The following is a 26,520-nucleotide window of genomic DNA, read 5'->3' on the forward strand; positions in this document are numbered from 1 at the left end:
ACCTATATAAATTTTGCGGTTTATATTTCCAAACCTATTCAAATATAGGATGTTATGAATATATGAAGTATTTATTAAACCAAAACTAAAAAAACTAAAAAATTAATTAAAAATATAACCTAAAAATAAAATAAAAATAGAAATAAACAAAAAGCAAAAATTAGGTCTTTTTTATCCCGTCTTCAACTGATTTAATGGCAATATATCCTGCTTTATGTAGTATTGTATCTCCCAACTCTTTATCCATTTCCATACTTGCTAAGCATGGATAATTATGATGAGCATTTGCAATCTCTTCTTTAATATCTTTTAAGTTCTTTCCTATTAATCTTTTAGCAATATAAAATGTTTCTCCACATGGGGAGGATATTTTAACCTTAACATCTTCAACTTTGTTATCCCTTACAATTACTTCGAGTTCTGGTTTTCCTATCTTAAAATATTCAATAAACTGTTTTATAAATGGTTTTTCATCTTTTTTCTCAAGGGAGCAGAATGGTTTTGGATTTTCAAATTCTATATTAAATTTTTCACAGAACTTGTTTAGATCTCTTCTTAGTGCTAATGATAAGTCGTGTGGCGTTTCTGAGGGGACAATAAGTGCCTTATAATTTTTTTCTTTTAAAATAAGAGGTAGTTCATATAAAAGATCTTCATGAAGTTGGGCAATGCATACATCTCCTTCAGGCAGATCTGGTAGATACTGATAAGGGTCATCAACGAACTCCTCATAGACGTTATCTATAACGATATTTTTTACTTTATCCTTAAAACTCCAATTTCCCCTACAATTATTACAGTCCTCACAGATCCTACAGAAACTTGGCTCATTAATTAAATGTTTATAGAATTTTTCCATCCTTTGATTGTCTTTATGGTAGATAAACACTGCTTTCATAACTATCCCATGTTTTAAATATGTTAAAATATGCTTTTATGTTTCACATAGGTGTATATTTTCAATGTAGTAATGAAACCGAGGACTTTGTTAAATTTATCTTTATTTAAATTTTTTTAAATACAAGTTTTACCATCTCCTCGCTCTCGGGAATTACATCCGAAAGCATTAGTCGACATCCATTGCTATAACCATATATCTCGGATAGCAAATACATGAACGGACATACGTAGGGTTTTAGGTTCTCTTCCATCAATCTTTTTAAAAACAGGTCTAATGTTGGCTTTATAACATCAAACACTACCATTTTATCGTCTTCATGTATCCCTAATCCCTCAGAAAGACCAAAAACATTAACGAACAAGTCCTCTATTTCTTCATTACTCATGTTTTCTTTTAAGTATCCAAGGTCTTTAAGCATTTTTATCATTTCATAAGAAGACCTCCTTCCTAAAACCTTTCCTCCTTCTCCAATAACATCATAAATTGCCTTGTTAATACTATAATAAAGTGCTGAGACAAAAGTGCTATCAATTCCTTTTTTACATGATTGTTTTTCCATTTCGATCACTCCTCCTTTAAATTTTTTAAATGTAGTGATTTTAATCGCTTTATAGTTATTTTTAAGCCATGGAATATTTTATGCGTTAGATATTTCCGTCTTTTTTATTTTTTATATTTTGCTATTTTGTTTGATTCATTGTTGGTGTAATAATATTCAATGATAAGTTAATAAGTTAGAAGTTAAAAAATTTAAAACAAGGAGAAGTTTTAATGTGTGTGAGCAATTGAAAACTTTCTTTTTGTTATCTTTCTGTAAATCGCTTCAAATACTATAACAAACGCAAAGGTAAGTATTATTCCATAAAACACTATTCTGTGAACTTCCCACTGATAATAAAGAAGGAGCATGAAGACCCCTAAAACTACTAAAAAGCTAAAAATGATTATTTCTTTTCTACCGCCAACTTCATCAACGAGGATGTAATGAGAGAGAATAACAAAAAGATAGATCACCATAAAAACTGCACTGGTTATTGAAGCAACACCCTCCATATTAAAAAGTAGGGCAAACAAAACACCAAGGGCTGAGGTTATATATAACCCCTCAGTAGATTTAAACCACACCTTTCTTTCGAAAAATTTTGGAAGCTCTCCATCTTTTGCCAATGAGTAAGCAACATTAGCTCCTCCATATATTGTGGCATTCATGGCTGATGAAATTGAAAATAACGCTCCGATAGAGATTAATAAAAATCCAAGATCTCCTAAAAATGGTTTTGCCGCAACTGCTAAGGCATTTTCGCTTGCTTTAATTAATTCATCTATTGGAAGGTTTCCAATTGCAGATATTGCTACACCAACGTAAACAAACATAACTAAAAATATGCTTAAATATATTGCTCTCGGAACGTTCTTGTTAGGATCTTTTATATGTTCAGAAGCGTTTGTTATAACTCCAAAACCCATATAGGAGAGAAAGAATATTGCAGAAGCAAATAACATTCCCTCAATTCCTGATATGGATGTGTCTGGAACTAAATATGAGATGTGAAGAGTCAATAATCCAGCGAATATAAACAGTCCAAGGATTGTAAGTTTTGTTAAAACAATAAAGAACTCTGCCTTTCCCACTGCCTTAGAACCAAAGAAATTTAACGCAGTAAAAAATGCAACTATACCAATTTCTGCTAATGCATAGTTAAAAGAGTTGATCTGTGCTCCTATTAACGGTAAAAAGTAGCCAGCAAATCCTTTTGCAAATAACGATATTGAGATAACATAACTAACCCACAGTAAAATACTCAACGCTCCGGTTATTATGTTATCTCCAATTGCTTTATGAATGAACGCAATAGGACCAGCATCAGAGATGATCTTTGATCCGAGTTTTGTATATGAATAAGCGACTAAAAGAGCATACATTCCAGATAATACAAAAGTTTCAGGTAAATCTTTACCAGCAATCTGTGCTCCAACACCAAAAATAGAAAATATACTCGCTCCAATCATTACACCGACAGCCATTGATACAGCTTCCCATAATGTTAATTTTTTATTATCTTCTTCCAGTTCCATAGTATCACATTGAAGGTATTTTTAAGTTTGATATTCTTTTATTATTATAAAACACTACTTAGTTTTTCAACGACCATGTATATATCTTCCTTCTTAACTCCTATTGCTGAATTCACTACAATATAATTATAAGGATACTCTTTCAAGTAGCAAGTTCCAAAATGATCGTTTTTTCTAACTCCACGAGGTCCTGTAATTCTAAGATTGTATAATTTCCCTGCCACATCTAAAGGATCTTTTTTAGTTGTTATACACGAGGATATTGGATTTTCAACTTGTAAAAGTATTTCTCCTTTTTTACCTGCCAGATCTTCAAGAAGGTCGTCTAAAAGTTTTTTACACGTTTTCTGTTCTTTCATTAGGGAGATGTAGTTTCTGCTTCCTATTGCTAACAGAGATATTAATATATTAACTACTGGATTCGAAGAGGCCCTACCAGGGTAGGTTAGAGAAATCTCCTTTAAAAAACTCTCATCTTTTGTGTAAATTATCCCCCCACCGATCGGTGTAAAGAGGTTTTTATCCGATGAGCTAACAATTGCATCTACCCTATATTTTAACGCTTTTTTTAGTTTATCTATATAATAAAAGTTTTGAATTGCATAGGCACCATTTATTATATGGGGAATGTTGTAATCTTCACAAATTTTTGAGATCTCTACAACATCATCACTTTTTCTTGGTGGAAAGAAAGTTAACGTGCTTAAAACGACAGGATTGTTTTTATCTTTTATTTCTCTTTTTATTGCATCTTCAATCTCTCCAACATCGACTTTAACAATATGACCCTCTAATACAGTTTCTACTAACCTCATTCTCATTCCAATAAATGACGTGGCTTTTATTGGACTTTTATGTGATGCGTAGGGGTAGATGACTACGTTAGATCCATATTTTTTCCGAGAGGCAGAGAGGCAGAGGGCCAAACTCATTCCCGTTGCTACAGGAGTTGCTATTGCATTTACCTTCAAACCTAAAAATTTTAAAAAACTTTCTAATATTTTATTGGTTAATTTATACATTGCACTTGCTCCTGGAGCTTTTGGTTGAGGATCTGTCAAGTTTCCACTTCTTCCAACACCATGACAAAAATCGAATACACTATCTCTTTGAAGTTTCGTATAAACTCTCGCTTCTCTTTCTCCTATCTGAATTACATTTGGATCCTTATCAGTATCCATAAAAGATAACAATCTTAAAAGAAGTTTTATATGCTCTTCATCTATCCCAACTTCTGGGATTTTCCTCTGTTCTAAAATATTTTCAACTATTTTTAAATTTTCTTTTAACGTTAACTTTCCTCTGTGCTCCATATGTTCAGGCAACAATCCTTTGGTATTTAAATTCATAAACTTTACACCTTTTATTTAGTTTCTATTGATTTTTATTGATACTTATTAATTGTTTAATTTAATTTTTATACAAAATTATTTAGTAAATGTTTTATAAAAGTTGAGTTCAATAAAACAATAATTCATAAAAGTTAATGTGAAAGTATAAATGGAAAAATAGAAAAACAAATAATAGAAAATCTAATGTCTATAATAAAAATGAATCTCAACGTTTGTGGGGGAGGAAAAGTGATAAATTTTGTTATAATTGGAATATGTGTGGTTATGTTCATATTAAGCAAGATATTTCCACAAATGTATCTTTATTTTGCGCTGTATCCAAATATGGCTTTTTCCATGCCTTGGCAGTTGATAACAAGCATTTTTATGCATGCCACTATAACTCATCTTTTGCTGAATATGTTTGTCCTTTTCTTTTTTGGGACATACTTGGAGAGATTAATTGGAGCGAAAAAATATATACTTGTATTTTTAATATCAGGCATAGTCGGAAATTTAGCATATATACTTTACTGCCATATAACTGGAAGCTATCTTCCATCAGTTGGATCCTCAGGAGCGATCTTTGGAGTTATGGGGGCATTAGCTATTTTACATCCTCGATTAAAAGTTGTGATCTTTCCCATACCAGTGCCTATAAGTATAAGAGTGGCTGTTGGATTGTTTGCATTGATAGATTTGATACTTCTTCCATATACGTTTAAAACTGGAATTGCACACATCTCACACTTAGCTGGTCTTTTAACTGGATTAATATTCGGAGAAGTTCTTAAAAAAGATGTAAGGAACTTGAATAATAAGAGAAGAGGAAAACTTCGTCTCAAAAAATTTAAGTTTAAGAAAAATAGATAAAAAGATAGCTAAGCTTAATCATAAACAACAAAATATTTTGTGGTGAAATAGTATGGGATCGTATAAATTTTCAGAAAAGGAAATCATAGATCTTACTGTGTCTGTGTTAGCGATCGCGTTTATATTCTCTTATCCTAATTTATCTCCTACCATCTTTTTGATTTCCTTAATAGCTGTGGGTAGTGGATTTATATTTCATGAACTGATGCATAGAACAGTAGCAAGAAGATACGGGGCGTGGAGTGAATTTAGAGCATGGTATGAAGGTTTACTTATTGCATTAATATTAAAAATATTTCTTGGATTTACATTCATAGCTCCAGGAGCAGTTTATATCTATAAAGATTACTTAACGGCTGAGGAAAATGGAAAAATTGCCTTAGCAGGACCATTGACAAATGTTGCTCTTGCGTTTATATTTTTTATTCTTATGTTAATATCACCTCCAATCTCGCTTCTGTATTCAATAGGTAGTTATGGATTTTATATAAATTTATTTTTAGCAGGTTTTAATATGCTACCGATTCCTCCCTTTGATGGGGAAAAAGTTTTAAGATGGAATCCGCTAATCTGGGCAATATTTGGAATTCCCTTGATTTGTTATCTAATATATATGATGTTTTGGTAGATGGATGAGAGTATGGGTTTAAAGTATCAAAAAATTGGAGATATTGTAATAGTTAAAAAAGATCTAACATCTGATGAAATTGAAGAAATACTTAAAAAAACTAAATGTAAAGCAATTTTGAGATACACCGCTCAGATAACTGGGGATTTGAGAATTCCGCATGTAAAATTATTGTATGGTAATGAAACAGAAACCATTCACAAAGAACATGGATGTTTATTTAAAATCGATGTATCTAAGATAATGTGGAGTCAAGGTAACATTGGAGAAAGAAAACGAATCGCTATGATAGGAAAACAAGGGGAGGTCGTTGTAGATATGTTTGCAGGCATCGGTTATTTTTCAATTCCCCTTGCTAAATACTCCAAACCAAAAACTATTTACGCTATTGAGAAAAACCCCATATCTTATAAATACTTATGTGAAAATGTCGAAATTAACAATCTTAATAACATAATTCCAATATGCTCTGACAATAGAAATGTAAAACTTGAAAATATTGCAGATAGGGTAATAATGGGTTATGTGCACAAAACGCATAAATTTTTAGATAAGGCATTTGAATTTTTGAAAGAGAAAGGAGTTATTCACTACCATGAAACTGTTGCAGAAAAGATAATGACAAAAAGACCAATTGAGCGATTAAAATACTACGCTGAGAAAAATAACTATTTCTTAACTAAATACTCTATCTATAAAGTAAAAAAATACGCTCCCGGAGTTTGGCACATAGTTGTTGATGCAGAATTTGAAAAGAGAAAATAAATTGGATTTTTATAATTATATGACTCTTTTTTGCTTAGAAATTTTTCAAAATTTAAAATTTGAAAATTTCACTATTTTAAAAGGAACGTTTCTCTCCTAAGGGGTCTTATTTTAATCATAACCACTTTGAAAAAGTCATCAAAACTTGAAATGTTTCTATTTCATTAGTGGATATAATTTTAATTATATAATGTTAGAGTTTATTTTAATTCTACAGAACTTTCCATCACAAGACGTGCTGATTTTAATTGTAGTAGAAATACCAAATTCGGATTTTGTTTTGAGAGTTAAGTTTCCATCACGATCCGTGCTGATTTTAACAGAAAATGACATAGTAATAGTGTCATTATTAGCGTTTCCATCACGACTCGTGCTGATTTTAATTTTTTAGCTTATATTGATTTTTGTAGATAGTAAATTTTATAAGTTTCCATCACGACTCGTGCTGATTTTAATCAACATTTAGAATTGGACGACTACGAATTAAAAATTTCCATCACGACCCGTGCTGATTTTAATATTAAAATATTTGAAAGATTTTTTTAAGACATATGGTTTCCATCACGATCCGTGCTGATTTTAATAAAATCAACTTTTTTCCATAAATCCTACCCAAATTATTGTTTCCATCACGATCCGTGCTGATTTTAATTCGTTAAATCTATCATATTCTCACATTACCTATTTTAGTTTCCATCACGATCCGTGCTGATTTTAATTCTTAATTTGTAAAATCCTTGTGCGGTTATGAAGTAGTTTCCATCACGATCCGTGCTGATTTTAATTATAATTTGCATACATAATCTAATTAATATCTTATTGTTTCCATCACGATCCGTGCTGATTTTAATTCCCTAAATGGACAAGATATTGCTTTTGTATTATGTGTTTCCATCACGATCCGTGCTGATTTTAATCGATCCCCGACTAAATGAATTACGTATTAGAGTAAAGTTTCCATCACGATCCGTGCTGATTTTAATAATAATATATGAATATAGGTTCGATTATTACAACCCCGAGAGGTTTCCATCACGATCCGTGCTGATTTTAATCGAGCCCCGAATGAACGAAATAAATATTAGAGCAAGGTTTCCATCACGATCCGTGCTGATTTTAATGGGAGGTAAATATCTTGAAGAACTTATCAGAAAATAGTTTCCATCACGATCCGTGCTGATTTTAATAGAAAAAATACCCTGTTGATCCAACTGAGTATGTAAGTTTCCATCACGATCCGTGCTGATTTTAATAGGGTAATTTTTCTTATTTCATTATAATATTTTTACTTATATTTATAGTTTTCCACACCATAATTATCCTACCCCCAAATAACCCCTTTTCTTTATAAACCCTATAACAAAATAATTCGAACTTTTATTTAAAAAACAACAATAAATAATTAATAAAAATAAGTAAATCAAGTAATTAATCGTGGATTTCTAAAAACAACTACAAACAATTAAAAACTCTAAAAAAACTCCATAATTAAATACATCCAAATATACAAAATAATAAAACAAACCACTCCTTCAAAATCAACAAAAACCAAATAAAAAACACAAAATATAAACTAAAAACTCAAAAATCAAAAAATAGGAAGAATTTTTAAGTAAGAGGATTTTAATGCTCTACTTCCCAGAGCCATGGGAATTGATCTATACCATTAAAGTTTTTGTTTTTCATTTCTTCGTAGAGTGTTTCAGTATCTTTTCTGAAGTATTTGTTATATCCTATTAGTTGTTCGTTGTTTGCTAATTCATCTAAGGCCATCTTCAAGTATTTTTGAGCGTTATCATAATCGCCTAATTTTGCGTAGGTGCATCCAGTCATAACTGTTCCAAGGAAGTAGTAGTTTTCGTGTGCAATACTTCTGTTTGAAACATTTGGATTATCAACTAAGTATTTGAAGTCCTTTAAAGCGAGTTCGTAGTATGATTTGTTTCCAGTGTATTTTCCAAGGAAGTAGTATGCTAAGCCCCTCTCATAGTGTCCTACTGGAATATCTGCTGGATAGTCATCAGCAGGAGGAACCATCATACTTGAGAATCTTATGTTCTCTTTTAAGTGCTTTATGGCATCGTCTAAATCTCCTTTCTTCATATCTACCATTGCAATGTATCTGTTTGCCTCTCCGTAGTATGGTGAGTAGTCATCTAAATCATCAGATGTTGGGTCTGAATATTTGTTTATGATTAAATTACAGCATTTCATAACTTCATCGTATTTTCCTAATTGGTAAGCAGAAACAGCTGTTGGCATGTATCCTAAATCCATTGTCCAACCTAATTTTGGACCGTAGTTGTCAACGAACATGTGGCATTCTTTGTTTGCAGTTTCATATGTTATTTTTGGATCGTGTAGTTCAGCCAATATAATTGCTGACCAGACAAGGTGCTCAAATGCTGGCCCTTCTGGAATTGCATATTTTGCCATTGGGTTAACTTTTGGATCTGTTAATTGTGAGTAAGCATAGTATTTGTATGAGTCGTTAAATTCTCCCATTGATAAGTAGGTTCTTGCAATGTTTGCTAATAATGAAGCAGTTCCTCCTTTTCCTGAAACTCTGTATATATCATCTATTCCTTCCAATGCTTTGAAGTCAGGAGGTAAGACATACTTAACTTTGTCGTTGTAGGTGTCGTAGTAGAGGTAGTTTGCTGCTCCTATCAATTCATATCCAAGTGCAGCGTCTTGTGGATCTAAATCCATAAACCTGTGAACGCATTTCATTGCTATATCGTAGTATTTCTGTTCATCTGGAAGTCCTGCTTGTATGTATGTTTCGTTTGGATATTTGTCGTAGTGGTAGAAGTGATCTGTATTTGCATAAACGTTTGCTTTGTTGTACCATGCCCATGGGTAGTATGGATCTGCCTGTATTGCTAAGTCGAAGTAGTGGTCTGCTAATTTGTAAGCGGACATGTTTCCATCAGCTATTGCCTCTCTTAATATTGGAATTCCTTCGTTTGTGTATTTTGCTGCTAAATATTCTGCTTTATATGTAGTGTATCCATAAACTGCTAATCCGATCGCTCCGATTATACAGAGTATTCCGATAACGATCTTCGCCGTCTTATTCATTATATCCACCTTTATTAATTTTTATAATAATTAATTTTTATTAGTTGTATTGTTGGTTTTGATGAAGTTAATTAAATATAGGAATACTTATATTTACTGTTTCTGCTCGGTAGCAACAGGAACTGTTTTTTCTAAGTTTATCATGTTCTTTAAATATCTTCCAACGATTCTTCCGATATAGTCCCCAATAAATCCCGAAACTATCGATAGGATGAATGTTATAACTAACGCTGAAACGCTGTATCTTGCAGCGAATACATCTGGGTTAAATGCCCAGAATACTGCCCAGTTTATTATAACTGCAACGGGCAATCCAACTGCTCCATTGTATCTTTCAGTTAGATAACCCATTATGATAAAGGATGTTAACCCAACGATACCGAACCATGGTGGATTTGAGACACCAAACCAAGGACTTGCAATTAAAGCAAAGCAAGCGATTAGTGTTGCAGTTAAAACACCGTAGTATTTTCCACAGACCTCTTTTGCTATAACGATCCAAAGTATGTAATAGAACCCTCCGAATAGAACCATCCCCAAGAATGGGGCTCTTATATGGAACAGATTGTACCATAAACTTTCAATTGAGAATAAACTGCTGAAATACCCTATTAATGCTAAGAAATAAACTATTGCGAATTTTGTTAAGTCAGTATAAAGCTTACCATATACATTGTTTGCAGATGACATTGTTTTTCACCCCTTTTATGAAGAGTATGTGTCTTTTTAACATCTCTTTGTATGTTGAGTTTCTTGCATCTCCAAGTGTGTCATCACTTAAATAGACACATGGAGATTGTAATCCATCGTATCTAACGAACATACATTTTAATAAAACCCTACAGGGTGTTGTATGTTTTAATGGGAAATACAATGGAATTTGTTTTCCATATTTTTCTTTTATTTGGTTGAAGAAGGTTTTTTCTTCTTTTGGGGTTAACCCATATTTTACATCATTATCAACATTGTAAATGTCGAATAACCTGTGGAAGACGATTCCATCGACGCCTAATTCAATAGCTTTTTCTACAATATCCTTTATTTCTTCTAAATTTTCTTTGAATACGGTTATATCAAAAAATGTGGTTATCGGAACTCCTCTCTTTTTCCTCTCTTCAAGTAGGGCCTCAATATTTTTTAAAATCTCTTCCTTTCCATCTAATGTAAATATTCCAAATGCGATTTCATCTAATCCACTTTCCAAGACCTCGTCTAATCTCTCTCCAAGTAGTTTTCCGTTAGTGCATAAACTCGCTTTGACGTTTTGCTGTTTTATGTATTTTACCATTTTAAACAGGTCTGGATGTAAAAAACACTCTCCCCATCCGTGTAAAGCAACTTCGTCGAATTCGCTTATTGGGAGTTTGGTAAAGTCCTCATAACTCATATATCCAACTCCCCTTTTCCAGTGTGTCCTCATACATATCTTGCAGTTGCTATTACAATCATTGGTTGTTTCAACTTGCAGGATCTTTGGTTTTATCATTGATGTTAAAATCGAAAGCACGTCATCCACCGTTATGTCGCTCTATTTTCGATATTACTATTTTCCAAACAATCTTACATATTAATTTTATTTCCATTTCAATTATTAAACACCTGTTAATAAAAAATGAAGATAATAACAGATCCTAATTTAGGATCTGTTTAATACTGCACTTAAAGTGTCTTTGAATGCGAATAAGACAACTCCGATTATTCCTGCAAACCCTATGATCTCAGCGATCATTAAGGCCTGGGAGATCATTGTGGCTCCAACGCTTGTAGTTGCTGAAACTGGTGCACACATCGATTATCACCTCCAAAAAATTGTAATTTTGGATTTTTATCGTCCCAGAAAGAAAAAATTGTAGATTTATTCAGACATTGGGACTTTTGAGATGTTTTCGACTTTTGAGCTAACAAAGCTCCATGCTGAGACCAACATTAATGCAGCTGCTCCTAAGATGTATGGAAGCATCATTCCGACACTTGGTAATGCTCCCATTGCAGTAACTGATATTGGGGTGCACATAGTTTTCACCTCCACAAAGTTTTACAATTTGTAAAGTTGACTTTATGATATATAAAAGTTTTTGTTAACATTTTTGTAGTTTTTTTGGGTTAGTATTACTTTTTGAATACGATTTTTAAAAATAATAATTATATTTATGATATTTTAGTGTATTAGTATGATTAATTAGGTAAAGTTTAAAACATTTGTTGTTTTATGATAAAATTGTTGATTGATGGAAAATCATCTCTAAATAAATTCGAGAGATATTTAAAAAGTAGTAAATAATTGATAATTTAACTTGAAATAATTGCTTACTGTCCAATTAAATTGTGATTTATTTAAGTTTTATTCGTCTTAATGTTATGAACCTAATTGGTTAATAATGTGGTTATGTAGATCACATCTTTATATTTAAAATAATAAAAGTATACGAAAAATTTTTAAACTAAAATTCTACTAAAATAAATATTTAAAACATACAAAAATATAGTAGTTAACTTGAATTAAGCAATAGTTAAATAATAAGAAATAACAAAAATACAATAACTATTGAGAATAATGAGGACGATGATTATAGGTTGAGTAGATATGGAGTATGGGGTATTTATTGTATTATTTTTTATTTCTGGATTGATCGTTTGTAGTTATGTGGTATATTGTGTTGTTGTGGAAGGTAAAGGAGTAAATGAAACATTTAAAGAGATAAGATCTGATATTAAAAACTTGATAATATTAATAGCGGTTTTATATATTGTTATCTTATTAAATATAAAGGGAGTAATATTGGATATATTATGGGGCATTGTGGTATTATTTTACTTTATTTATCTTTGGATTTATAAAAAATATCCTAAATCTGACGTAATAAATTTTTTAAGTATGATGTTTCTCTTATTTTTGTTATTAGTTCTGTATGGAATTATATTTAGGGTCTTGTTATTTTTTAATGTTTCAGAAATGGTTTCCACTTTTTTATCGTCTATTATTTCACTATCTATACTTTTTCTTATATTTCTGATTTTAGATCGAAGGTCTGGGAACAAAAATTTATTTAATAGTTAATTTCTAAGTTTTTTGTATATGCTATATTATTACACTCATTAGAACATTTGGAGGGATGTTTAATGTATGTATGCGATTTTATAAGGTTTATTGAAGAATTTGCTCCGAAGGAATTGGCTATTGAGGGGGATAATGTAGGTCTTCAAGTTGGAGATAATTTAGAAAAGGAATTAAATAGGATTGGAATAGCTCTCGATCCTTCTCTACATGTAATTAAAAAAGCGAAAGATTTTGAAGTGGATGTTCTATTTACGCATCATCCTTTGTTAAAAGACCCAATAAGGAATTTTACTGGTGTAATTTACAAAAAACTTAAAATTTTAATGGAAGATGATATTATACTTTATTCTGCACACACTAACTTAGATGTATGTAAAAATGGATTAAATGATGCGTTATCTTCTTTATATGGGTTGAAAGATGTTGAATATTTATATGATAACGGTCTTGGAAGAGTTGGACTCTTTGAAGGTAGTTTTGAGGATTTTTTGAAAATAACAAAAACCTTTCTGCATAAAAATCCTGTAGTAGTTAAGAGTAGGGATGTTGATGAAAATTTCAAGTTGGCTGTGCTTTCCGGCTATGGATTATCTCAATCCGCAGTGAAGTATGTTTCAGAAAAAGCAGATGTTTATCTCTCTGGAGATCTCACTCATCATTCCAAAATATTGGCTGAGGAACTTGGTTTAGTGGTTATAGATGCTACTCATTACTCAACGGAAGTTTACGGCCTTAAAAAAATTAAAGATATGTTAATCGATAAATTGGGTGTTGAAGTTATAAGTTTAGATTTCTAATATTTGATTTTGGAAAAATAAAATAATATATATACAATTCTTTTAGAACTTCTGCCTCTTTTTAATATAGGAGTATAAATTCAATAGAAAATCAGATTGCTGTTTTTATCCCTTAGAGGGCTGATTTTAATTCTAAAAATTGATTTTAATATCTTTTTATCACGACCCGTGCTGATTTTAATAGAAATAAAAAGTTTATTAAGGGATAATGGATATAAACTAGTTTCCATCACGACCCGTGCTGATTTTAATAAACGTCATCTAACCATAAAGATGCGTTTCTAATCTTGTTTCCATCACGACCCGTGCTGATTTTAATTATTGTCTTTTTTGTATAATTGTATTTTACGAGATCATCTATATCGAGATCTTTGTTTCCATCACGACCCGTGCTGATTTTAATCTCTTTTAGGAACTTCTTTATATGCTCATTTTGATAAGTTTCCATCACGACCCGTGCTGATTTTAATTTAATCATTTTGTTTAACTCTCTCTGTCCATATTTTCAGTGTTTCCATCACGACCCGTGCTGATTTTAATATTTTCACAAAAAAACAAGATGGATACATAACGATGTTTCCATCACGACCCGTGCTGATTTTAATTAATCCAGCAAACCCTAACACTTTGAAGCAACAAGCCAACGTTTCCATCACGACCCGTGCTGATTTTAATATTTATTAATATTTCGCATAATATCCCTCCTACTGTGTTATTAGTTTCCATCACGACCCGTGCTGATTTTAATTACTGACCCCCTCTATGCAGATATGGTAATGGATGAAATAGTTTCCATCACGACCCGTGCTGATTTTAATTTGTTCATCCGTTATATATGTATCCTTTATTACTAGTTTCCATCACGACCCGTGCTGATTTTAATAACAACAACTTGAACAGTTAATTGATGCAGTTAATAATGTTTCCATCACGACCCGTGCTGATTTTAATTAATCCAGCAAACCCTAACACTTTGAAGCAACAAGCCAACGTTTCCATCACGACCCGTGCTGATTTTAATATTTATTAATATTTCGCATAATATCCCTCCTACTGTGTTATTAGTTTCCATCACGACCCGTGCTGATTTTAATTACTGACCCCCTCTATGCAGATATGGTAATGGATGAAATAGTTTCCATCACGACCCGTGCTGATTTTAATTTGTTCATCCGTTATATATGTATCCTTTATTACTAGTTTCCATCACGACCCGTGCTGATTTTAATAACAACAACTTGAACAGTTAATTGATGCAGTTAATAATGTTTCCATCACGACCCGTGCTGATTTTAATTAATCCAGCAAACCCTAACACTTTGAAGCAACAAGCCAACGTTTCCATCACGACCCGTGCTGATTTTAATAGGGCAATCTTTCTTATTTCATTATAATATTTTTACTGGTATTTATATTTTTCTACACTATAAGATTTCTACCCATAGATAACCCCTCTTCTTTATAAACCTTTTAACAAAACAATTCAAACTTTTATTTAAAAAACAACAATAAATAATTAACAAAAACAAAAAACACACTTAATTAACCGTGGATTTCTAAAAACAACTACAAATAATTAAAAACTCTAAAAAATCTCCATAATTAAATACATCCAAATATATAAAATAATAAAACAAACCAACCCTCAGAAACCAACTAAAAAACAAATAAAAAACAAAAATCTAAATTAAAAACCTAAAAATCAAAAAAATAAAAACAAACAACAAGATAAATATCATGCATTATTAAATATATAATATAAAAATAGACGTCAATATTAAATATTTGTAAAATGCTAAATTGTCTGTTGACGATAACAATATATATGAACTGCCACTATATTTCAGAATATTAAGCATTATTGAGGGAAAAATTATGGTAAAAGTCAACTATAAGAGATGTGGTTATTGTGGAGCTTGTGTTGGTGTATGTGAAAATTTGGCAATAAACTTAATAGAGCATATAGTTGTGATAGATGAGAAGAAGTGTAGTAATTGTAATCTTTGTATAATAGTATGTCCATTAAACGCGTTAGAGGGAGAATAATGAGAGAGTTAAAGGATAGTTATGATGTTGTGGTTGTTGGAGCAGGGCCTGGAGGAAGTATGGCGAGTTATGCTACTGCAAAAAATGGAGTAAAAACTCTTTTAATTGAAAAATCTCAGGAAATTGGAGAACCAGTAAGATGTGCCGAGGCAATTCCATCAATTGAGGAATTTGGAATAAAACCAAGTCCTGAGTTTGTTAGAAACATTATTAAAGGAGGGATTCTTTTTTCTCCGTCTGGAAAGAAGGTTGTTGTTACACAGGGTAAAGCACAGGGGTTTGTTGTTGAAAGAAAGATCTTTGATAAGTATTTGGCAGTTAGAGCTGGTAGGGCAGGAGCAAAGATTGCTGTGAAGTCAACTGTTGTAGGTTTGGAGAGAGATGGAGATTATTGGAATGTTATAGTTGAGTTTTTAGGAGAGGAGTATGTTATTAAAACAAAGATTGTGATCGCTGCCGATGGTGTTGAAAGTAATGTGGCAGAATATGCCGGATTAAAAGCAAAAAAGAAACCATTGGATATATGTTCTTGTGCTGAGTATGAGATGACAAATGTTGAGTTGTTTGATAAAAATATGATGGAGTTTTACTTTGGAAATGATGTAGCGAAAGGGGGTTATGCTTGGATATTCCCTAAGGGAGAAACAGCAAATGTTGGATTAGGTGTTAGGGATAAAAAAAAGAAGGCAATTGATTACTTGGAGGAATTTATAGAGAATAGTTTAGCAAGTGATAAACTAAAAAACGCTACTCCTGTGGAATTTAAAGTTGGTGGAGCCCCTGTTTCTGGGCCAATAGAAAAAACCTATGCTGATGGGATTTTGGTTGTTGGAGATGCTGCAGGACAGATAAGCCCTTTAACTGGTGGTGGTATTTATTTAGCGATGGATTGCGGATTGATGGCTGGAGAAGTGGCAAGTAAATCTATAAAGTCAAATAATTGGAGTGAGGATGTTTTAAAAGAATATGAGAGGTTATGGAAAGAGAAGCATTATGAGTATTTGCTTAATCATTTAAAGTATAGGAAAATCTTGGAAAAACTTTCTGATGATGAATTAGATGCTCTTGCGGAAGCGTTAGGGGATAATTTAGATGGTATTGATTTAAAAAAGTTCGTAAAGAGGATAATAACAAAAAAGCCATCTCTTTTAAAGTATTTCAAGGATCTTATTTAAATTTTCTAAAATTCAAATTTTTAATTGAAATAGTAAATATATTTTTGGCATTGTATTTTATGAAAAAGAGATATTTAATATTATGATTTTATAAGTTATTCTTCTTTTTTGGGTTTTTTAACTACTAAAACTGGACAGTGTGCATTTTTAATAACTCTTTCTGCAACACTTCCAAGGAGTATTCTTTCGAGACCTGTTTTTCCAGTAGTTCCCATAACGATCAAATCTGCTTTTTTCTTTTCTGCGAATTCTACAATTTCTGTTGCAGGAACGCCTTCTAACATTTCTGTGTGTATTGTTAACCCTTCTTCTTCTGCAAGTTTTTTTACTTTTTTTAGGGCTTCTTTACCTTCTTCTTTTAAAAGTTCACTTATTAATTCCCAACTTCCCTCTGCAGGAAGTCCCACAAATGGAGAGACATCTACTACATATATGGCATATAACTCAGAATCAAATTCTTTGGCAATTGCAATAGCATGCTTTGCAGCTTCGAGTGAAACGTCTGAGCCATCCGTTGGGACGACTATTTTTTTATACAAGATTTCACCTTTTTTGGATCGATTAAGATCTGGAAACATAAATAGTTGGATCTCAACATCTATATAAACCTTAACCGTAAAATTAAAAGTGGCGATGATGAAAAGAGGGTTAGCTGATATTGTGATGATACTTACCCGATCTGAGCCATTTTTTATTTTTTATTTTATTTTTATTATTTACTTTTTTATTTATCCACGTCTTTTTTGTTATTATCGATTATTACAATCCCTCCCTTTAACTTTTCCACTTCTTCTTCACTCAACTCTTCCTCCTCTACACCCTCTCCAATTATTGCACTATGCCCAAGAGGATCTATAAGAATTAAAGTTGCAGATTCTTTTCCTTCTTTTATATTTTTTATTTTCTCTCTAAGTTCTTCTGCTTTTTTCTTCTGTTCTTCTGTTTCAGCCCATCTTATAAGTGTCTGGAGGATATTATCCACTCTATTTAATACCCCCTCTACGTTGCTAACGAATCCTTCTGCCAGTGGCCCAGGAGTTATCTCAACTCCAAGTTCTGGTATTTCGATATAAGCGGAGGAGCTTCTTACTACTCTTTTATTTAGGTCTTTTTCACTTTTAATTTTTAGTTTATATTTTTTTGGTTCCCTAACCTCTAATGGAAACACATCACTTCTTCTAAAATTACATTTTTCGCATATCATAGTTGTTTCTAACACCGGACCAAAGTATGGGATGTCTATTTGATGAGAGGTTATAACAAATGTTCCTTTTCCTCCACAAACAGGACAATCTAATCTTTGCACGTTTTCCATTGTATCACCCATGGGAACTTTTAATCAATCTAATATATAAAATTTTCGTCTTGGGTTTTGTAGTTAATTTTATATATTTGCCAGAGGATAATGTTATTCCATAGCGATAATGTAATGATTGATTATGAACAATAGCGGAAATTAATTTCCTATAAAGTTAAAGTGGGAACATGTATAAGAAATTAGAAATCATCGAACGAGCAATTCTCTTAAATCCACAATATATTCAAGCATTTAGGGAAAAATTAAAAATAACTCAGTCAAAATTAGCAAAAGAAAGCGGGATAAGTCAGTCCCATCTTAGTATGCTGGAGAAGGGAAAGAGACCTGCAACCAAACTTATCGCAACAGCATTAACGCTTGGATTATTAAAGTGTTTCTCATCAAATAATGTTGAAAATCCAATTATTGAACTTTTAGATGCACTTTCCATGCTAAAATTTGAAGATACATTTGCAGAGTTAGTTTCTGAAATAATAGAAAAGGGTGATAAAAAGTATTTGAGATATATAGAGGCGTATCCGGTGTTAATAATTAGCAAAGAAAATCTCTTAAACGAAATGAGAACAAGATTGGAAGTTATAGATATTGAGAAGATCGAGATGTCAAGGGGAAGGATAAAGGTTATAGGAAGGCATAGGGACAATAAGTGTGTGGAAATATTTTTAGATTGCTCAGATATAAGGAGATTAGAAAAAAAATTTATGAAAAAAACAGGAAAAAAAGTTATTGTCCAGGTCTTCCCAAAGGATGAGGTTCCTCCTATTTATTCAACAAATAAGGACTGTGTGATAATACACTGTTGGTGATCATAATGCAAATACTGGTTCTCTATGCTATATCACTGATAACTTCAATAGTTGTAGCTGCACTGCTAAAAATGCCATTAATTCAAAAAAGTAGGCCAATTAGATTCAGTTTTGAGACATCCATATTGTTTCCAACACCAATTTTAGCGTTGGGAATTGAGGCAATATTTCGAAATTTGTTTGGGGATTATATTACGTTGGCATTTTTTGCTGGATTGTTTGGAGCTTTGTTCTCTAAGTACTCTGATAAGATCTTTGGTGAGCCATAATGGATGAGATAGTTGTGAGTATACTAAAAATGCTTGTCGCCGGGGCAATATGTTGGGTTAATTTTGTTATTATTGACACATACTTTGGACTTCCTGAACAACCCGGCGTTTTAGGAGCTAAAACAATAGGTGAAAAAGTTAGAGATATTGGTGGAAACATCCACGGTGGGTATTTTATGGGAAATATTGTTTGTTCCCCTGATGCATCTGCTGGAACTTTGCTTGCTTCAATAATGAACTACCTTATGGGTGTCGAAGGAGGGTTAATAACGGCCCTTCTTGTTTGGATCGGAAATCGACTCTGTGCAGATCCGGGGTATGCGGGAACCATTGGAGCTTTAGCAATAACTGCAATTATATTCCTTTTAAAGCCAATAATTGAGCCAAAATATTTTGTTGCAGGAATGGTTTTGGCTATATTCACTATTCAGGGTTTAGATCATAAGCATGCATCTTTATTACTTGGAAAAATAGCTAAAAAAATGAATAGAGGGGAATAATGGATATATTAGAAATAGTTATTGGAGCAGTAGCCCTTTTAATGACTTTAAGGATATTTTTAGAGAGAAGTAGGGCAAGGAAGCTATTATATTTGTGCTGTTTAAGTTTTTGTATTTCTGCTCTGATTGCTTTGTATGTAAAGAGTCCAATGGGTGGAATTACAGCGATTGTATACTTTATAACTTCCACTCTATCATCTAACGCGATCGCTTACACAATAGAACAAACAAAACACATTGAATAAAAAATTTAAAATTAAAAATAAAAATTAAAAATGGGTGAAAAATTTGGAAGTTCTTCCACTTATCTCTGGTATTTGTTGTATACTTGGAGGATTAGGGGTTGTTCTTCACACCAATCCTATAAACAAAATAATAATGCTGGCTTTGCTTGAAATTGGGATGATCGGTTTAATTGTCTCATCTTACTATCTTGATATTGCAATAATTTCCTCTATCTGTGAGCCGATATGCACGATAATTTTGCTTTTGGGATATATGAAATATTTAACCACGATTAAGAAGAAGAAAAAGTTTGGAAGGGATCTTCCAGTTTTATCAAAGTAGTTGGAGGGAGTTTTATGGATTTAGTTCAATACATCCTCTACTTGGGTTATGCACTATTGATAATTGGCACTCTTGGTGCAATTCTTGGACCAAAAGTTGAAGATCCATTAATACGATTTCTGAATGTGGAGGTTCCGAGTATAGGTGTGGCGTTGATATTCCTTACGTATGATGAGGATTTAGCATTGATGACGTTTATAGCGGTTAATGCGATATTATCTTTGATATTGATTAGAGCCCTAATTTTAAAGGAGAAATATGAAAGCGAGTGAAACTTGATAATATTAAAGAAATATGAAATAATAAAGATTAGATAAGCTGGATTTAGGTAATTAAGCGATAATAAAATTTTTGGTGGAAAAATGAAGAAGTTGGGAAAAATCTGGAACTATCTTTCCAAACCTGAGGTCGTTCCGAGGATATTCTCCATATTTATAGCTCTGATCTTTGTGTTTGGATTGTTGATGCCTCACTATCTAAACCCAGATCAACTCTATCCAAAACCGGTTCCTCACTCTCAGACATTAAAGACACCCTTAGCCCCTTATGATAGAGGAGGAGTCCCGTTAAAAGTTCCTGCAAAATTAAAATCCCAGTATCCACAATATGAGCCAGATCTTGGAATGATAACTGCTTATTTAACCCCTGTGGCTAATTGGATTAAAGATAAAACCTATTACTTTGGAACAACTATCGTTTCTACACCTGGAGGAATACTTGATGAGATACTCTACTACACGAGGGGGATGGATACAGTGTTGGAAAGTTCTATCCTGCTCATATCCTTTATAATATTCAGCTGGATGTTCTTTAATAAGGATTAGGTGATAAAATGGAAAATATTATCTACTCTATTTACCATCCCACAATGATAATCGGATTTTCAGTTGGAATACTATCTTTACTTGCTATTGGGTTTCAGAAGGATGATTTACACGCTTTAATACTTGCAGATGTTGTGGAATGTGCAATGCTTGTTATAATTGCAGGAGTGGGCACTGATTTAGCTGAGGCGTTGATTCTGCCGGGATTGGTTGTTAGCTTGGCTGAACTTTTAGCCGTTTCAGAGGTTTTAATAACAAGAAAGCATATTCAGACAAAAAACCATGACTCTAAGAAATTTAAACTTTTTGAAGAATTTAAACTACCCTTACATACTGGAGAGTTGAAGTATGATATCGAGATGGAGGTGTTAAAAACCTCTCCAAAATTTTTCGCAATTATTTTAATTGTATATGGAGCGATACTAAGTGGATTTACAGGAGGGGCAGTCATTGCCACAGGATTATTGTTCTATGCATTATCTCAGAGGGTTTTGGGCTTAAATATCTCTGATGAAGTAAAAACCTTATGGGAAGGGATGGCTGGATTATCTGGGGTAGCTTGGGCTTTTTGGATCTTTGGATTTCTTGGATTTTTCCTCTTTCCGAAATACTGGCTTGTCTGTCTTTTGATGTCAGGTTTGGGGCTGGTTATTAAAGTTGGATCCAAACTTGGACTTGTTGGATATATTGGTGAGGTTAAGTGATCTTTCTAAACATAAAATAAGTTATCAATGGGTGAATTACAATGATCAGCTCAATAATAGGACAACTCTTTGGAATTGTTCCATTTGGGGACATTGTATTTGGATTTTCGGAATTTTCTATTATCGGATTTGTTGTTGCGTTAATTTTTACGATTGTAGTGTATTTAACCAAACCAGAAAAACAGTTAGAGGCACAAAAATTTAGAGTTGAAGATAAATTAGAAGTGGTAAGCTTAGAAGAGCTTAAAATCAGAAGAATGATGGCGATTGTATGTGGGATAGCTACTGCGGGGGCTATGTTAACTTATGATTTGTTTGATTATGCTTTATTTTTAACTCTTGTAGGAATTGCGAATATTGGAATTGTTTCGGCTGTAAAAAAGGACTGGGTGTTAAATGCAAGCTATCAGTATGGTCTTATTGCAATGATTGCAACTCTTCCTTTATTTGGTTCTGCAGGAATGATATTAGCAAAAACTGGAACTCTTTCACTGTTTGAGCTTCCAAAAATCCCTACTTCACTGTTATTTGAAAAGATCATATTTGCTGCGGGAATGGCAGGAGAGACAGGTATTGCCCCTTTCTATGCCTCCAAGGCAGAGATGTTTAGGGCTCCCGGCTCTCCATACATCCTTATGATTCATCTTTCATCACTTCTGTTGATAGTGAGAACTGTTGAGATACTTTTAACGATTTAAAGGTGAAAAAATGGATGAAGAAAGAAAATGTGGACTTTATTTGTTGATAATTGGATTGCTATGCACATTTGGAATTGTGATGTTTAAAGGAATGATATGCTACCTACTCTATGTAATTGCTGTTCCCTGCTTACTTTATGGAATTGGATCATACTTAATTCCAAAAACTCGAAGAAAAAACGCAGGTAGATTACCGTTTAGAGGATTCTAAAAGATAATTAAAGATAGCTGTTTAAGACAAATCAAGAAAGATAAGCTATCTAAAAAACGTAAAAAAGAGAATAGATAAAAAATAGTGAAAAATAAACGAAAAAGACGTAAGTTAAGGTGAGGATCATGGATTCATCCATAATAAACGTAGTAAATCTAACAATTCATGCATTTTTGGTTGGATCTCTGTTGCTTGGACTTCACAGAAAGATTATTGCAAGAATTCAAGGAAGGCCAGGTCCTCCTATAATACAATATCTACTTCACACAATTAAATTCTATGTAAAGGAGATAACCTTTCCCATAACTGCTGGAAACCCTCTCTACATATTTGTAGCATTGTTAGATGTTTCTGTTTGGTTAACGGCCTTAATTATTGCGATAGACCTTAAATCCTCATTATTAATAATTATTGGAATTTATGTATTGCAGAAAATAGTGGAACACGGATGTGGGCTATCCTCTGGATCTCCATATGGAAAGATTGGAGGAGTTAGGAGTGTCTTCTCAGCTGCGGCGGAAGTGCCTTTATTTGCAGTAGTTGCAGCAATATATCTAACAACACATTCCGTTCTAATTTCAGATATATTAAATTATCAATCAATACATGGAAGTTTACTCTTCAAAATGCCAATTTGTGCCTTTGCATTCTTTATACTGCTTGTCTCTAAGGCACCAAATAGCCCCTTTGGGATTGTCAAGGGAAAAGATATTGTCAGTGGATACATGACAGAACATTATGGTTTACTGGCTTCTATAATATACATTGCTGAGGCAATTGCCTACTTCGCTCTACTTTGGATCTTTATTGCGGTCTTTATTGGGCCTTGGGTTGTGTCTCATCCATTGATAACACTGGCTGTGATGATCGGGCTAACTGTTATATTAGCGTTTGTTAATGGACTAACTCCTCTCTTAGCTCCTCATCACTCAGTAATGCTTCAAATGACCATTGCAGGATTAGTGTTATGTGATGTGCTATATCGCTTAATAATGGGAGGGTAGATTATAAATTTTACTGAGGGATAGTATGAGCAAAGCAAAAAATTACATCTATTTCTTTGCAATTGCTTGTTTAATAGCTCTTGCATATACTATTTCAATAAATGCAATACAAATGAGTGTAATTCCAGCCATATTAGTATTTCTATTTATATTTGCATTAGAGGTCTCATCTATAAACAAAAGAATAGCTCACAATCTTGAAAAAATAGAGGTTTTATTCATGCTCGCTGTCTTGGTGTTCTTTGCATATGCTCTTTATAAACTGTATATTGTTATTCCCACATAAAAACGGTGAGAGGTTATGGATCTGTTTAATCTTAATTTATCAATAGTCCTATTTATAATAGGGAACTTCGTTGGATTAGAATACAGTTATAGAAGATACACAACCCCTTATGCTGAGAAAAAAATAGATAAAATAGCATTAATTTTGTCAGTAGTGGGAGGTTTGCTGATAAACACGCCTCTTTATGCAGTAGGATGTTTCTTAATTGGGTTTCCATTAGGTATGAGGCCAGGATATGGAAGGATCGAGTTTGTAGTTGGAGGGATTATTGCATTACTAACTTATCTTATACTAAACTCATACTAAATACCCAAATACTTAATAACGTATTTGGGTTGTTGTTGAGGTGAACACAATGTCTGAAATTGTAGATATTGACAAAAGATACGTAGAAAATGCCTTAAAACAAAAAATGAATGTTCTAAGAGATAACAGATATTTGATGGATGATGTATTTATCCCAATAGCTAAGGCGTTAAAAATGGATGTTGAAGAAGTTATAGAGTTATTTGCAAAAAAACTGGATTTTGCCTCTTGCTATGAATTGCACGCTTATGCAGAACAGGCAAGGATGGGATGTTTAGGAAGAAAGGTGGATATTGATTTAGGATTATGTTGGATCTGTGATTTCTTTGGATTAATAACAAAAGAAGAAGCGGATCTTATTAGAAAAAAAGTTGTTGAAAGCCATCTGTTATATAAAAAGCCATACAATGAGGCGTTAGAAGAAGGAAGGCAGATGATTATTAAATTGCTAAAAGAGGAGTAATCTGTTGTATATTTATCTATTAAGTTTATCTATTAATCTGCTTCCTAAAATTTGGCTGGAGGAATAGCTATGATAAAAGAACTATTTAGAAAAAGATCGATCCACGTTTGTGTTGTCAATACCGGAGGTTGCAATGGATGCGATATTGAAATCGTTTCCTGTTTATCTCCAAGATACGATATTGAGCAGTATGGAATATATGTCCACAACAATCCAAGAGAAGCGGATGTTTTACTAATAACTGGGCCAGTTACTTTACAATGGGCTGAGCGATTGAAAGAAATTTATGAAAAGACCCCAGAACCGAAAGTTGTGGTTGCAGTAGGAGCATGTGCTCTGAGTGGAGGAATATTTAAAGAAGGGCACGTAATTGGAGGAGTCCATAAAGTTATTCCCGTTGATGCCAAGATTCCAGGATGTCCTCCAAGACCCTCCGAAATAATAGAAACGATATTAAAAGTTGCCCCCAAGGCAATAGCAATGAGAGAAAAACTCATAAAAGAAAAAATGGAGAAAAATGAGGTTTAATATTTAATAATATTTAATAATATTGCGATAATTAGTGAAAGAAAAATAAACAAAATAAAAGCGTGAAAACATGTCCACAGTTCCAATTGGGCCAATTCATCCTGTCTTAAAAGAACCATTAAGAATAAAGCTTGTCTTGGATGGAGAGAAACCCGTCGATGCAGAAATTGAGATGGGTTATGTTCATAGAGGAATAGAAAAAATCATGGAAGGAAAACACTGTCATAAGGGAATTCACTTAGCCGAAAGAGTTTGTGGAATTTGCTCATACATACACACAATGACCTTTGCGGAATGTATAGAGCATATTTCAAAGATAGAGATTCCAGATAAAGCAAGGTATTTAAGAGTTATAACTTGCGAATTGGAGAGGATACATAGTCATTTAATTGCTTCTGCGGTCTATAATTTGTCTATCGAACATGAAACATTGGCAATGTGGCTTTTAAATGTTAGAGAGATAGTTATGGACTTAATGGAGATGATCTCAGGGAACAGAATAAATATGAGTTATAATGTGATTGGAGGAGTTCGAAGAGATATAAATAGAGAGATGATGGATGAAATATACAAAAAACTTGATGAATTTGAGGAGGAAATAAAAAATATCATTGAAGTTTTCGAGACAGGGCCTTTAATTGCTTTAAGAAGTAAGGATATTGGTATTTTGCCTTATCACGAGGTTATGAGGACGAGGGCAGTAGGGCCTGTTTGTAGAGCATCAGGACTACCAGAAAGTGATTGGCGACTGAGACATGCAACCTATCAAGAACTCGACTTTAAACCTGTTTGGAGAACAGAGGGAGATAACTTTGCGAGAATGATGGTTAGGCATGAGGAGGTCTTAGAAAGTGTGAGATTGATCAGAAAAGCGTTAGAGTATTATGAAGAATGTTCTGGAGATATTAGGGTAAAGGCAGAGATAAAAGGAGGAAAGGGAGTTTGGAAAAACGAGGCACATAGAGGAGAGGTTACTTACAAGATGGAAATTACAGATGGAGGAATAATAAAGCGAATAATGATTAGGACTCCAACAGTTATGAACTTAGAAGCATACAAATACATGTTAAAAACTTGTCCGACAGTTGCTGATGCTGTTTCTACTTACACAAGTATAGATCCTTGCATATCTTGCACTGAGAGGAGTATATACATAGTTAAAGATGGAAAAGAGATTCCAGTAGGAGTAAAACATCCATAAAGATGATTACTAATTTAATTTTAATTATTGTAGTTAGGTGGTTGTTATGGCATCATCACTATGGTATCTCTATAGACCATAGGAGGAGACCTCCTATTGGT

At 32.9% G+C, this 26,520-nt stretch carries 33 protein-coding genes and 2 CRISPR repeat arrays; of the genes, 22 read left to right on the forward strand and 11 right to left on the reverse strand.

All coding sequences use genetic code 11. The features are described 5' to 3' along the window. Positions 1 to 160 precede the first annotated feature (160 nt). From METVU_RS02250 to spcS, 4 genes are all read right to left on the reverse strand, one after another. Positions 161 to 898 carry a DUF166 domain-containing protein gene (locus tag METVU_RS02250; protein WP_015732535.1) on the reverse strand — a complete coding sequence of 246 codons (738 nt, stop codon included), beginning with the start codon at positions 896 to 898 and terminating at the stop codon, positions 161 to 163. Between the two features lie 106 nt (positions 899 to 1,004). After that, a complete protein-coding gene (locus tag METVU_RS02255; protein WP_015732536.1) occupies positions 1,005 to 1,460 on the reverse strand; it encodes a hypothetical protein in 456 nt (151 codons plus the stop codon). A gap of 209 nt (positions 1,461 to 1,669) precedes the next feature. Beyond that, entirely contained in the window at positions 1,670 to 2,977 is a 1,308-nt protein-coding gene (locus METVU_RS02260; protein ID WP_015732537.1) for an APC family permease, read from the reverse strand. 44 nt (positions 2,978 to 3,021) lie between these two features. After that, positions 3,022 to 4,326 carry an O-phosphoseryl-tRNA(Sec) selenium transferase gene (spcS, locus tag METVU_RS02265; RefSeq protein WP_015732538.1) on the reverse strand — a complete coding sequence of 435 codons (1,305 nt, stop codon included), beginning with the start codon at positions 4,324 to 4,326 and terminating at the stop codon, positions 3,022 to 3,024. A gap of 231 nt (positions 4,327 to 4,557) precedes the next feature. Here spcS and METVU_RS02270 point away from each other — a divergent pair, with 231 nt between their 5' ends. The 3 genes from METVU_RS02270 to taw2 are packed head-to-tail and all read left to right on the forward strand — an operon-like array spanning position 4,558 to position 6,574. Further along, a complete protein-coding gene (locus METVU_RS02270; protein WP_153232518.1) occupies positions 4,558 to 5,181 on the forward strand; it encodes a rhomboid family intramembrane serine protease in 624 nt (207 codons plus the stop codon). 52 nt (positions 5,182 to 5,233) lie between these two features. After that, the gene (locus tag METVU_RS02275) at positions 5,234 to 5,809 is read left to right on the forward strand and encodes a site-2 protease family protein (RefSeq protein WP_015732540.1); all 576 of its coding nucleotides are present in this window, start codon (positions 5,234 to 5,236) and stop codon (positions 5,807 to 5,809) included. 12 nt (positions 5,810 to 5,821) lie between these two features. Beyond that, positions 5,822 to 6,574 carry a tRNA(Phe) (4-demethylwyosine(37)-C(7)) aminocarboxypropyltransferase Taw2 gene (gene taw2, locus METVU_RS02280; protein WP_015732541.1) on the forward strand — a complete coding sequence of 251 codons (753 nt, stop codon included), beginning with the start codon at positions 5,822 to 5,824 and terminating at the stop codon, positions 6,572 to 6,574. Positions 6,575 to 6,793: 219 nt separating this feature from the next. Then, positions 6,794 to 7,827: direct repeats of the CRISPR family, unit length 30 nt; unit sequence GTTTCCATCACGATCCGTGCTGATTTTAAT. A gap of 370 nt (positions 7,828 to 8,197) precedes the next feature. On the opposite strand, the gene METVU_RS02285 is transcribed toward taw2, so the two are convergent. The 5 genes from METVU_RS02285 to METVU_RS09035 form a co-directional block, all read right to left on the reverse strand. Continuing rightward, positions 8,198 to 9,658, reverse strand: a complete 1,461-nt coding sequence (locus METVU_RS02285) for a tetratricopeptide repeat protein (protein ID WP_015732542.1) — start codon at positions 9,656 to 9,658, stop codon at positions 8,198 to 8,200. A 93-nt stretch (positions 9,659 to 9,751) separates the two neighbouring features. Beyond that, positions 9,752 to 10,348 (reverse strand): hypothetical protein, encoded by a 597-nt coding sequence (locus tag METVU_RS02290; protein ID WP_015732543.1) that lies wholly within the window; start codon positions 10,346 to 10,348, stop codon positions 9,752 to 9,754. Continuing rightward, entirely contained in the window at positions 10,320 to 11,165 is an 846-nt protein-coding gene (locus METVU_RS02295; protein ID WP_015732544.1) for a radical SAM protein, read from the reverse strand. The genes METVU_RS02290 and METVU_RS02295 overlap by 29 nt, the downstream gene beginning before the upstream one ends. Before the next feature lie 129 nt (positions 11,166 to 11,294). After that, a complete protein-coding gene (locus METVU_RS09030) occupies positions 11,295 to 11,447 on the reverse strand; it encodes a hypothetical protein (RefSeq protein ID WP_015732545.1) in 153 nt (50 codons plus the stop codon). Between the two features lie 66 nt (positions 11,448 to 11,513). Continuing rightward, positions 11,514 to 11,672: a hypothetical protein gene (locus METVU_RS09035; RefSeq protein WP_015732546.1), complete on the reverse strand. Its 159-nt coding sequence runs from the start codon at positions 11,670 to 11,672 to the stop codon at positions 11,514 to 11,516. Positions 11,673 to 12,778: 1,106 nt separating this feature from the next. Between METVU_RS09035 and METVU_RS02305 the strand changes: the two genes are divergently transcribed. From METVU_RS02305 to METVU_RS02315, 3 genes are all read left to right on the forward strand, one after another. Beyond that, entirely contained in the window at positions 12,779 to 13,513 is a 735-nt protein-coding gene (locus METVU_RS02305) for a Nif3-like dinuclear metal center hexameric protein (protein WP_015732548.1), read from the forward strand. A gap of 152 nt (positions 13,514 to 13,665) precedes the next feature. Next, positions 13,666 to 14,880: direct repeats of the CRISPR family, unit length 30 nt; unit sequence GTTTCCATCACGACCCGTGCTGATTTTAAT. Positions 14,881 to 15,388: 508 nt separating this feature from the next. Continuing rightward, on the forward strand, positions 15,389 to 15,559 hold the full coding sequence (locus tag METVU_RS02310; protein ID WP_015732549.1) for a 4Fe-4S binding protein: 171 nt from the start codon (positions 15,389 to 15,391) through the stop codon (positions 15,557 to 15,559). Further along, positions 15,559 to 16,734, forward strand: a complete 1,176-nt coding sequence (locus tag METVU_RS02315) for an NAD(P)/FAD-dependent oxidoreductase (RefSeq protein ID WP_015732550.1) — start codon at positions 15,559 to 15,561, stop codon at positions 16,732 to 16,734. The genes METVU_RS02310 and METVU_RS02315 overlap by 1 nt, the downstream gene beginning before the upstream one ends. Before the next feature lie 95 nt (positions 16,735 to 16,829). Here the strand turns inward: METVU_RS02315 and METVU_RS02320 are convergent, their stop codons facing one another. Beyond that, complete coding sequence (locus METVU_RS02320) at positions 16,830 to 17,276, reverse strand: universal stress protein (RefSeq protein ID WP_211204360.1); 447 nt, start codon at positions 17,274 to 17,276, stop codon at positions 16,830 to 16,832. A 182-nt stretch (positions 17,277 to 17,458) separates the two neighbouring features. Then, positions 17,459 to 18,049, reverse strand: a complete 591-nt coding sequence (locus tag METVU_RS02325) for a ZPR1 zinc finger domain-containing protein (protein ID WP_048196724.1) — start codon at positions 18,047 to 18,049, stop codon at positions 17,459 to 17,461. A gap of 170 nt (positions 18,050 to 18,219) precedes the next feature. Here METVU_RS02325 and METVU_RS02330 point away from each other — a divergent pair, with 170 nt between their 5' ends. From METVU_RS02330 to METVU_RS02405, 16 genes are all read left to right on the forward strand, one after another. Beyond that, positions 18,220 to 18,858, forward strand: a complete 639-nt coding sequence (locus tag METVU_RS02330; RefSeq protein WP_015732553.1) for a helix-turn-helix domain-containing protein — start codon at positions 18,220 to 18,222, stop codon at positions 18,856 to 18,858. 5 nt (positions 18,859 to 18,863) lie between these two features. Further along, a complete protein-coding gene (gene ehaA / locus METVU_RS02335) occupies positions 18,864 to 19,127 on the forward strand; it encodes an energy-converting NiFe hydrogenase A subunit EhaA (RefSeq protein ID WP_015732554.1) in 264 nt (87 codons plus the stop codon). Then, positions 19,127 to 19,627: a hypothetical protein gene (locus tag METVU_RS02340; protein WP_015732555.1), complete on the forward strand. Its 501-nt coding sequence runs from the start codon at positions 19,127 to 19,129 to the stop codon at positions 19,625 to 19,627. Before ehaA ends, METVU_RS02340 begins: the two co-directional genes overlap by 1 nt. Beyond that, complete coding sequence (locus METVU_RS02345; RefSeq protein ID WP_015732556.1) at positions 19,627 to 19,872, forward strand: DUF2109 family protein; 246 nt, start codon at positions 19,627 to 19,629, stop codon at positions 19,870 to 19,872. The genes METVU_RS02340 and METVU_RS02345 overlap by 1 nt, the downstream gene beginning before the upstream one ends. Before the next feature lie 43 nt (positions 19,873 to 19,915). Next, complete coding sequence (locus METVU_RS02350) at positions 19,916 to 20,194, forward strand: DUF2108 domain-containing protein (RefSeq protein WP_048196725.1); 279 nt, start codon at positions 19,916 to 19,918, stop codon at positions 20,192 to 20,194. Positions 20,195 to 20,208: 14 nt separating this feature from the next. Continuing rightward, positions 20,209 to 20,466, forward strand: a complete 258-nt coding sequence (locus tag METVU_RS02355; RefSeq protein ID WP_015732558.1) for an EhaE family protein — start codon at positions 20,209 to 20,211, stop codon at positions 20,464 to 20,466. Between the two features lie 90 nt (positions 20,467 to 20,556). Next, entirely contained in the window at positions 20,557 to 21,018 is a 462-nt protein-coding gene (locus METVU_RS02360) for a DUF2106 family protein (protein ID WP_015732559.1), read from the forward strand. An 8-nt stretch (positions 21,019 to 21,026) separates the two neighbouring features. Next, positions 21,027 to 21,722, forward strand: coding sequence for an EhaG family protein (locus tag METVU_RS02365; protein ID WP_015732560.1), 696 nt, complete (start codon positions 21,027 to 21,029; stop codon positions 21,720 to 21,722). Positions 21,723 to 21,763: 41 nt separating this feature from the next. Beyond that, the gene (locus tag METVU_RS02370; RefSeq protein ID WP_015732561.1) at positions 21,764 to 22,420 is read left to right on the forward strand and encodes a membrane protein; all 657 of its coding nucleotides are present in this window, start codon (positions 21,764 to 21,766) and stop codon (positions 22,418 to 22,420) included. A gap of 10 nt (positions 22,421 to 22,430) precedes the next feature. Continuing rightward, positions 22,431 to 22,631, forward strand: coding sequence for a hypothetical protein (locus METVU_RS02375; RefSeq protein ID WP_015732562.1), 201 nt, complete (start codon positions 22,431 to 22,433; stop codon positions 22,629 to 22,631). Positions 22,632 to 22,756: 125 nt separating this feature from the next. Continuing rightward, entirely contained in the window at positions 22,757 to 23,635 is an 879-nt protein-coding gene (locus METVU_RS02380) for a respiratory chain complex I subunit 1 family protein (protein WP_015732563.1), read from the forward strand. 25 nt (positions 23,636 to 23,660) lie between these two features. Further along, positions 23,661 to 23,921: a hypothetical protein gene (locus METVU_RS02385; protein WP_015732564.1), complete on the forward strand. Its 261-nt coding sequence runs from the start codon at positions 23,661 to 23,663 to the stop codon at positions 23,919 to 23,921. Between the two features lie 15 nt (positions 23,922 to 23,936). Beyond that, positions 23,937 to 24,227, forward strand: a complete 291-nt coding sequence (locus METVU_RS02390) for a DUF2104 domain-containing protein (RefSeq protein WP_015732565.1) — start codon at positions 23,937 to 23,939, stop codon at positions 24,225 to 24,227. A gap of 49 nt (positions 24,228 to 24,276) precedes the next feature. Continuing rightward, positions 24,277 to 24,690, forward strand: coding sequence for a DUF1959 domain-containing protein (locus tag METVU_RS02395; RefSeq protein ID WP_015732566.1), 414 nt, complete (start codon positions 24,277 to 24,279; stop codon positions 24,688 to 24,690). 69 nt (positions 24,691 to 24,759) lie between these two features. Beyond that, the gene (locus METVU_RS02400; protein WP_015732567.1) at positions 24,760 to 25,218 is read left to right on the forward strand and encodes an NADH-quinone oxidoreductase subunit B family protein; all 459 of its coding nucleotides are present in this window, start codon (positions 24,760 to 24,762) and stop codon (positions 25,216 to 25,218) included. A 70-nt stretch (positions 25,219 to 25,288) separates the two neighbouring features. Next, the gene (locus tag METVU_RS02405; protein WP_015732568.1) at positions 25,289 to 26,419 is read left to right on the forward strand and encodes a hydrogenase large subunit; all 1,131 of its coding nucleotides are present in this window, start codon (positions 25,289 to 25,291) and stop codon (positions 26,417 to 26,419) included. The last annotated feature ends 101 nt before the right edge of the window (positions 26,420 to 26,520 follow it).

Origin of the sequence: Methanocaldococcus vulcanius M7, from assembly GCF_000024625.1 — an archaeon.
GTDB classification, from domain to species: Archaea; AGJL01; Methanococci; order Methanococcales; family Methanocaldococcaceae; genus Methanocaldococcus; species Methanocaldococcus vulcanius.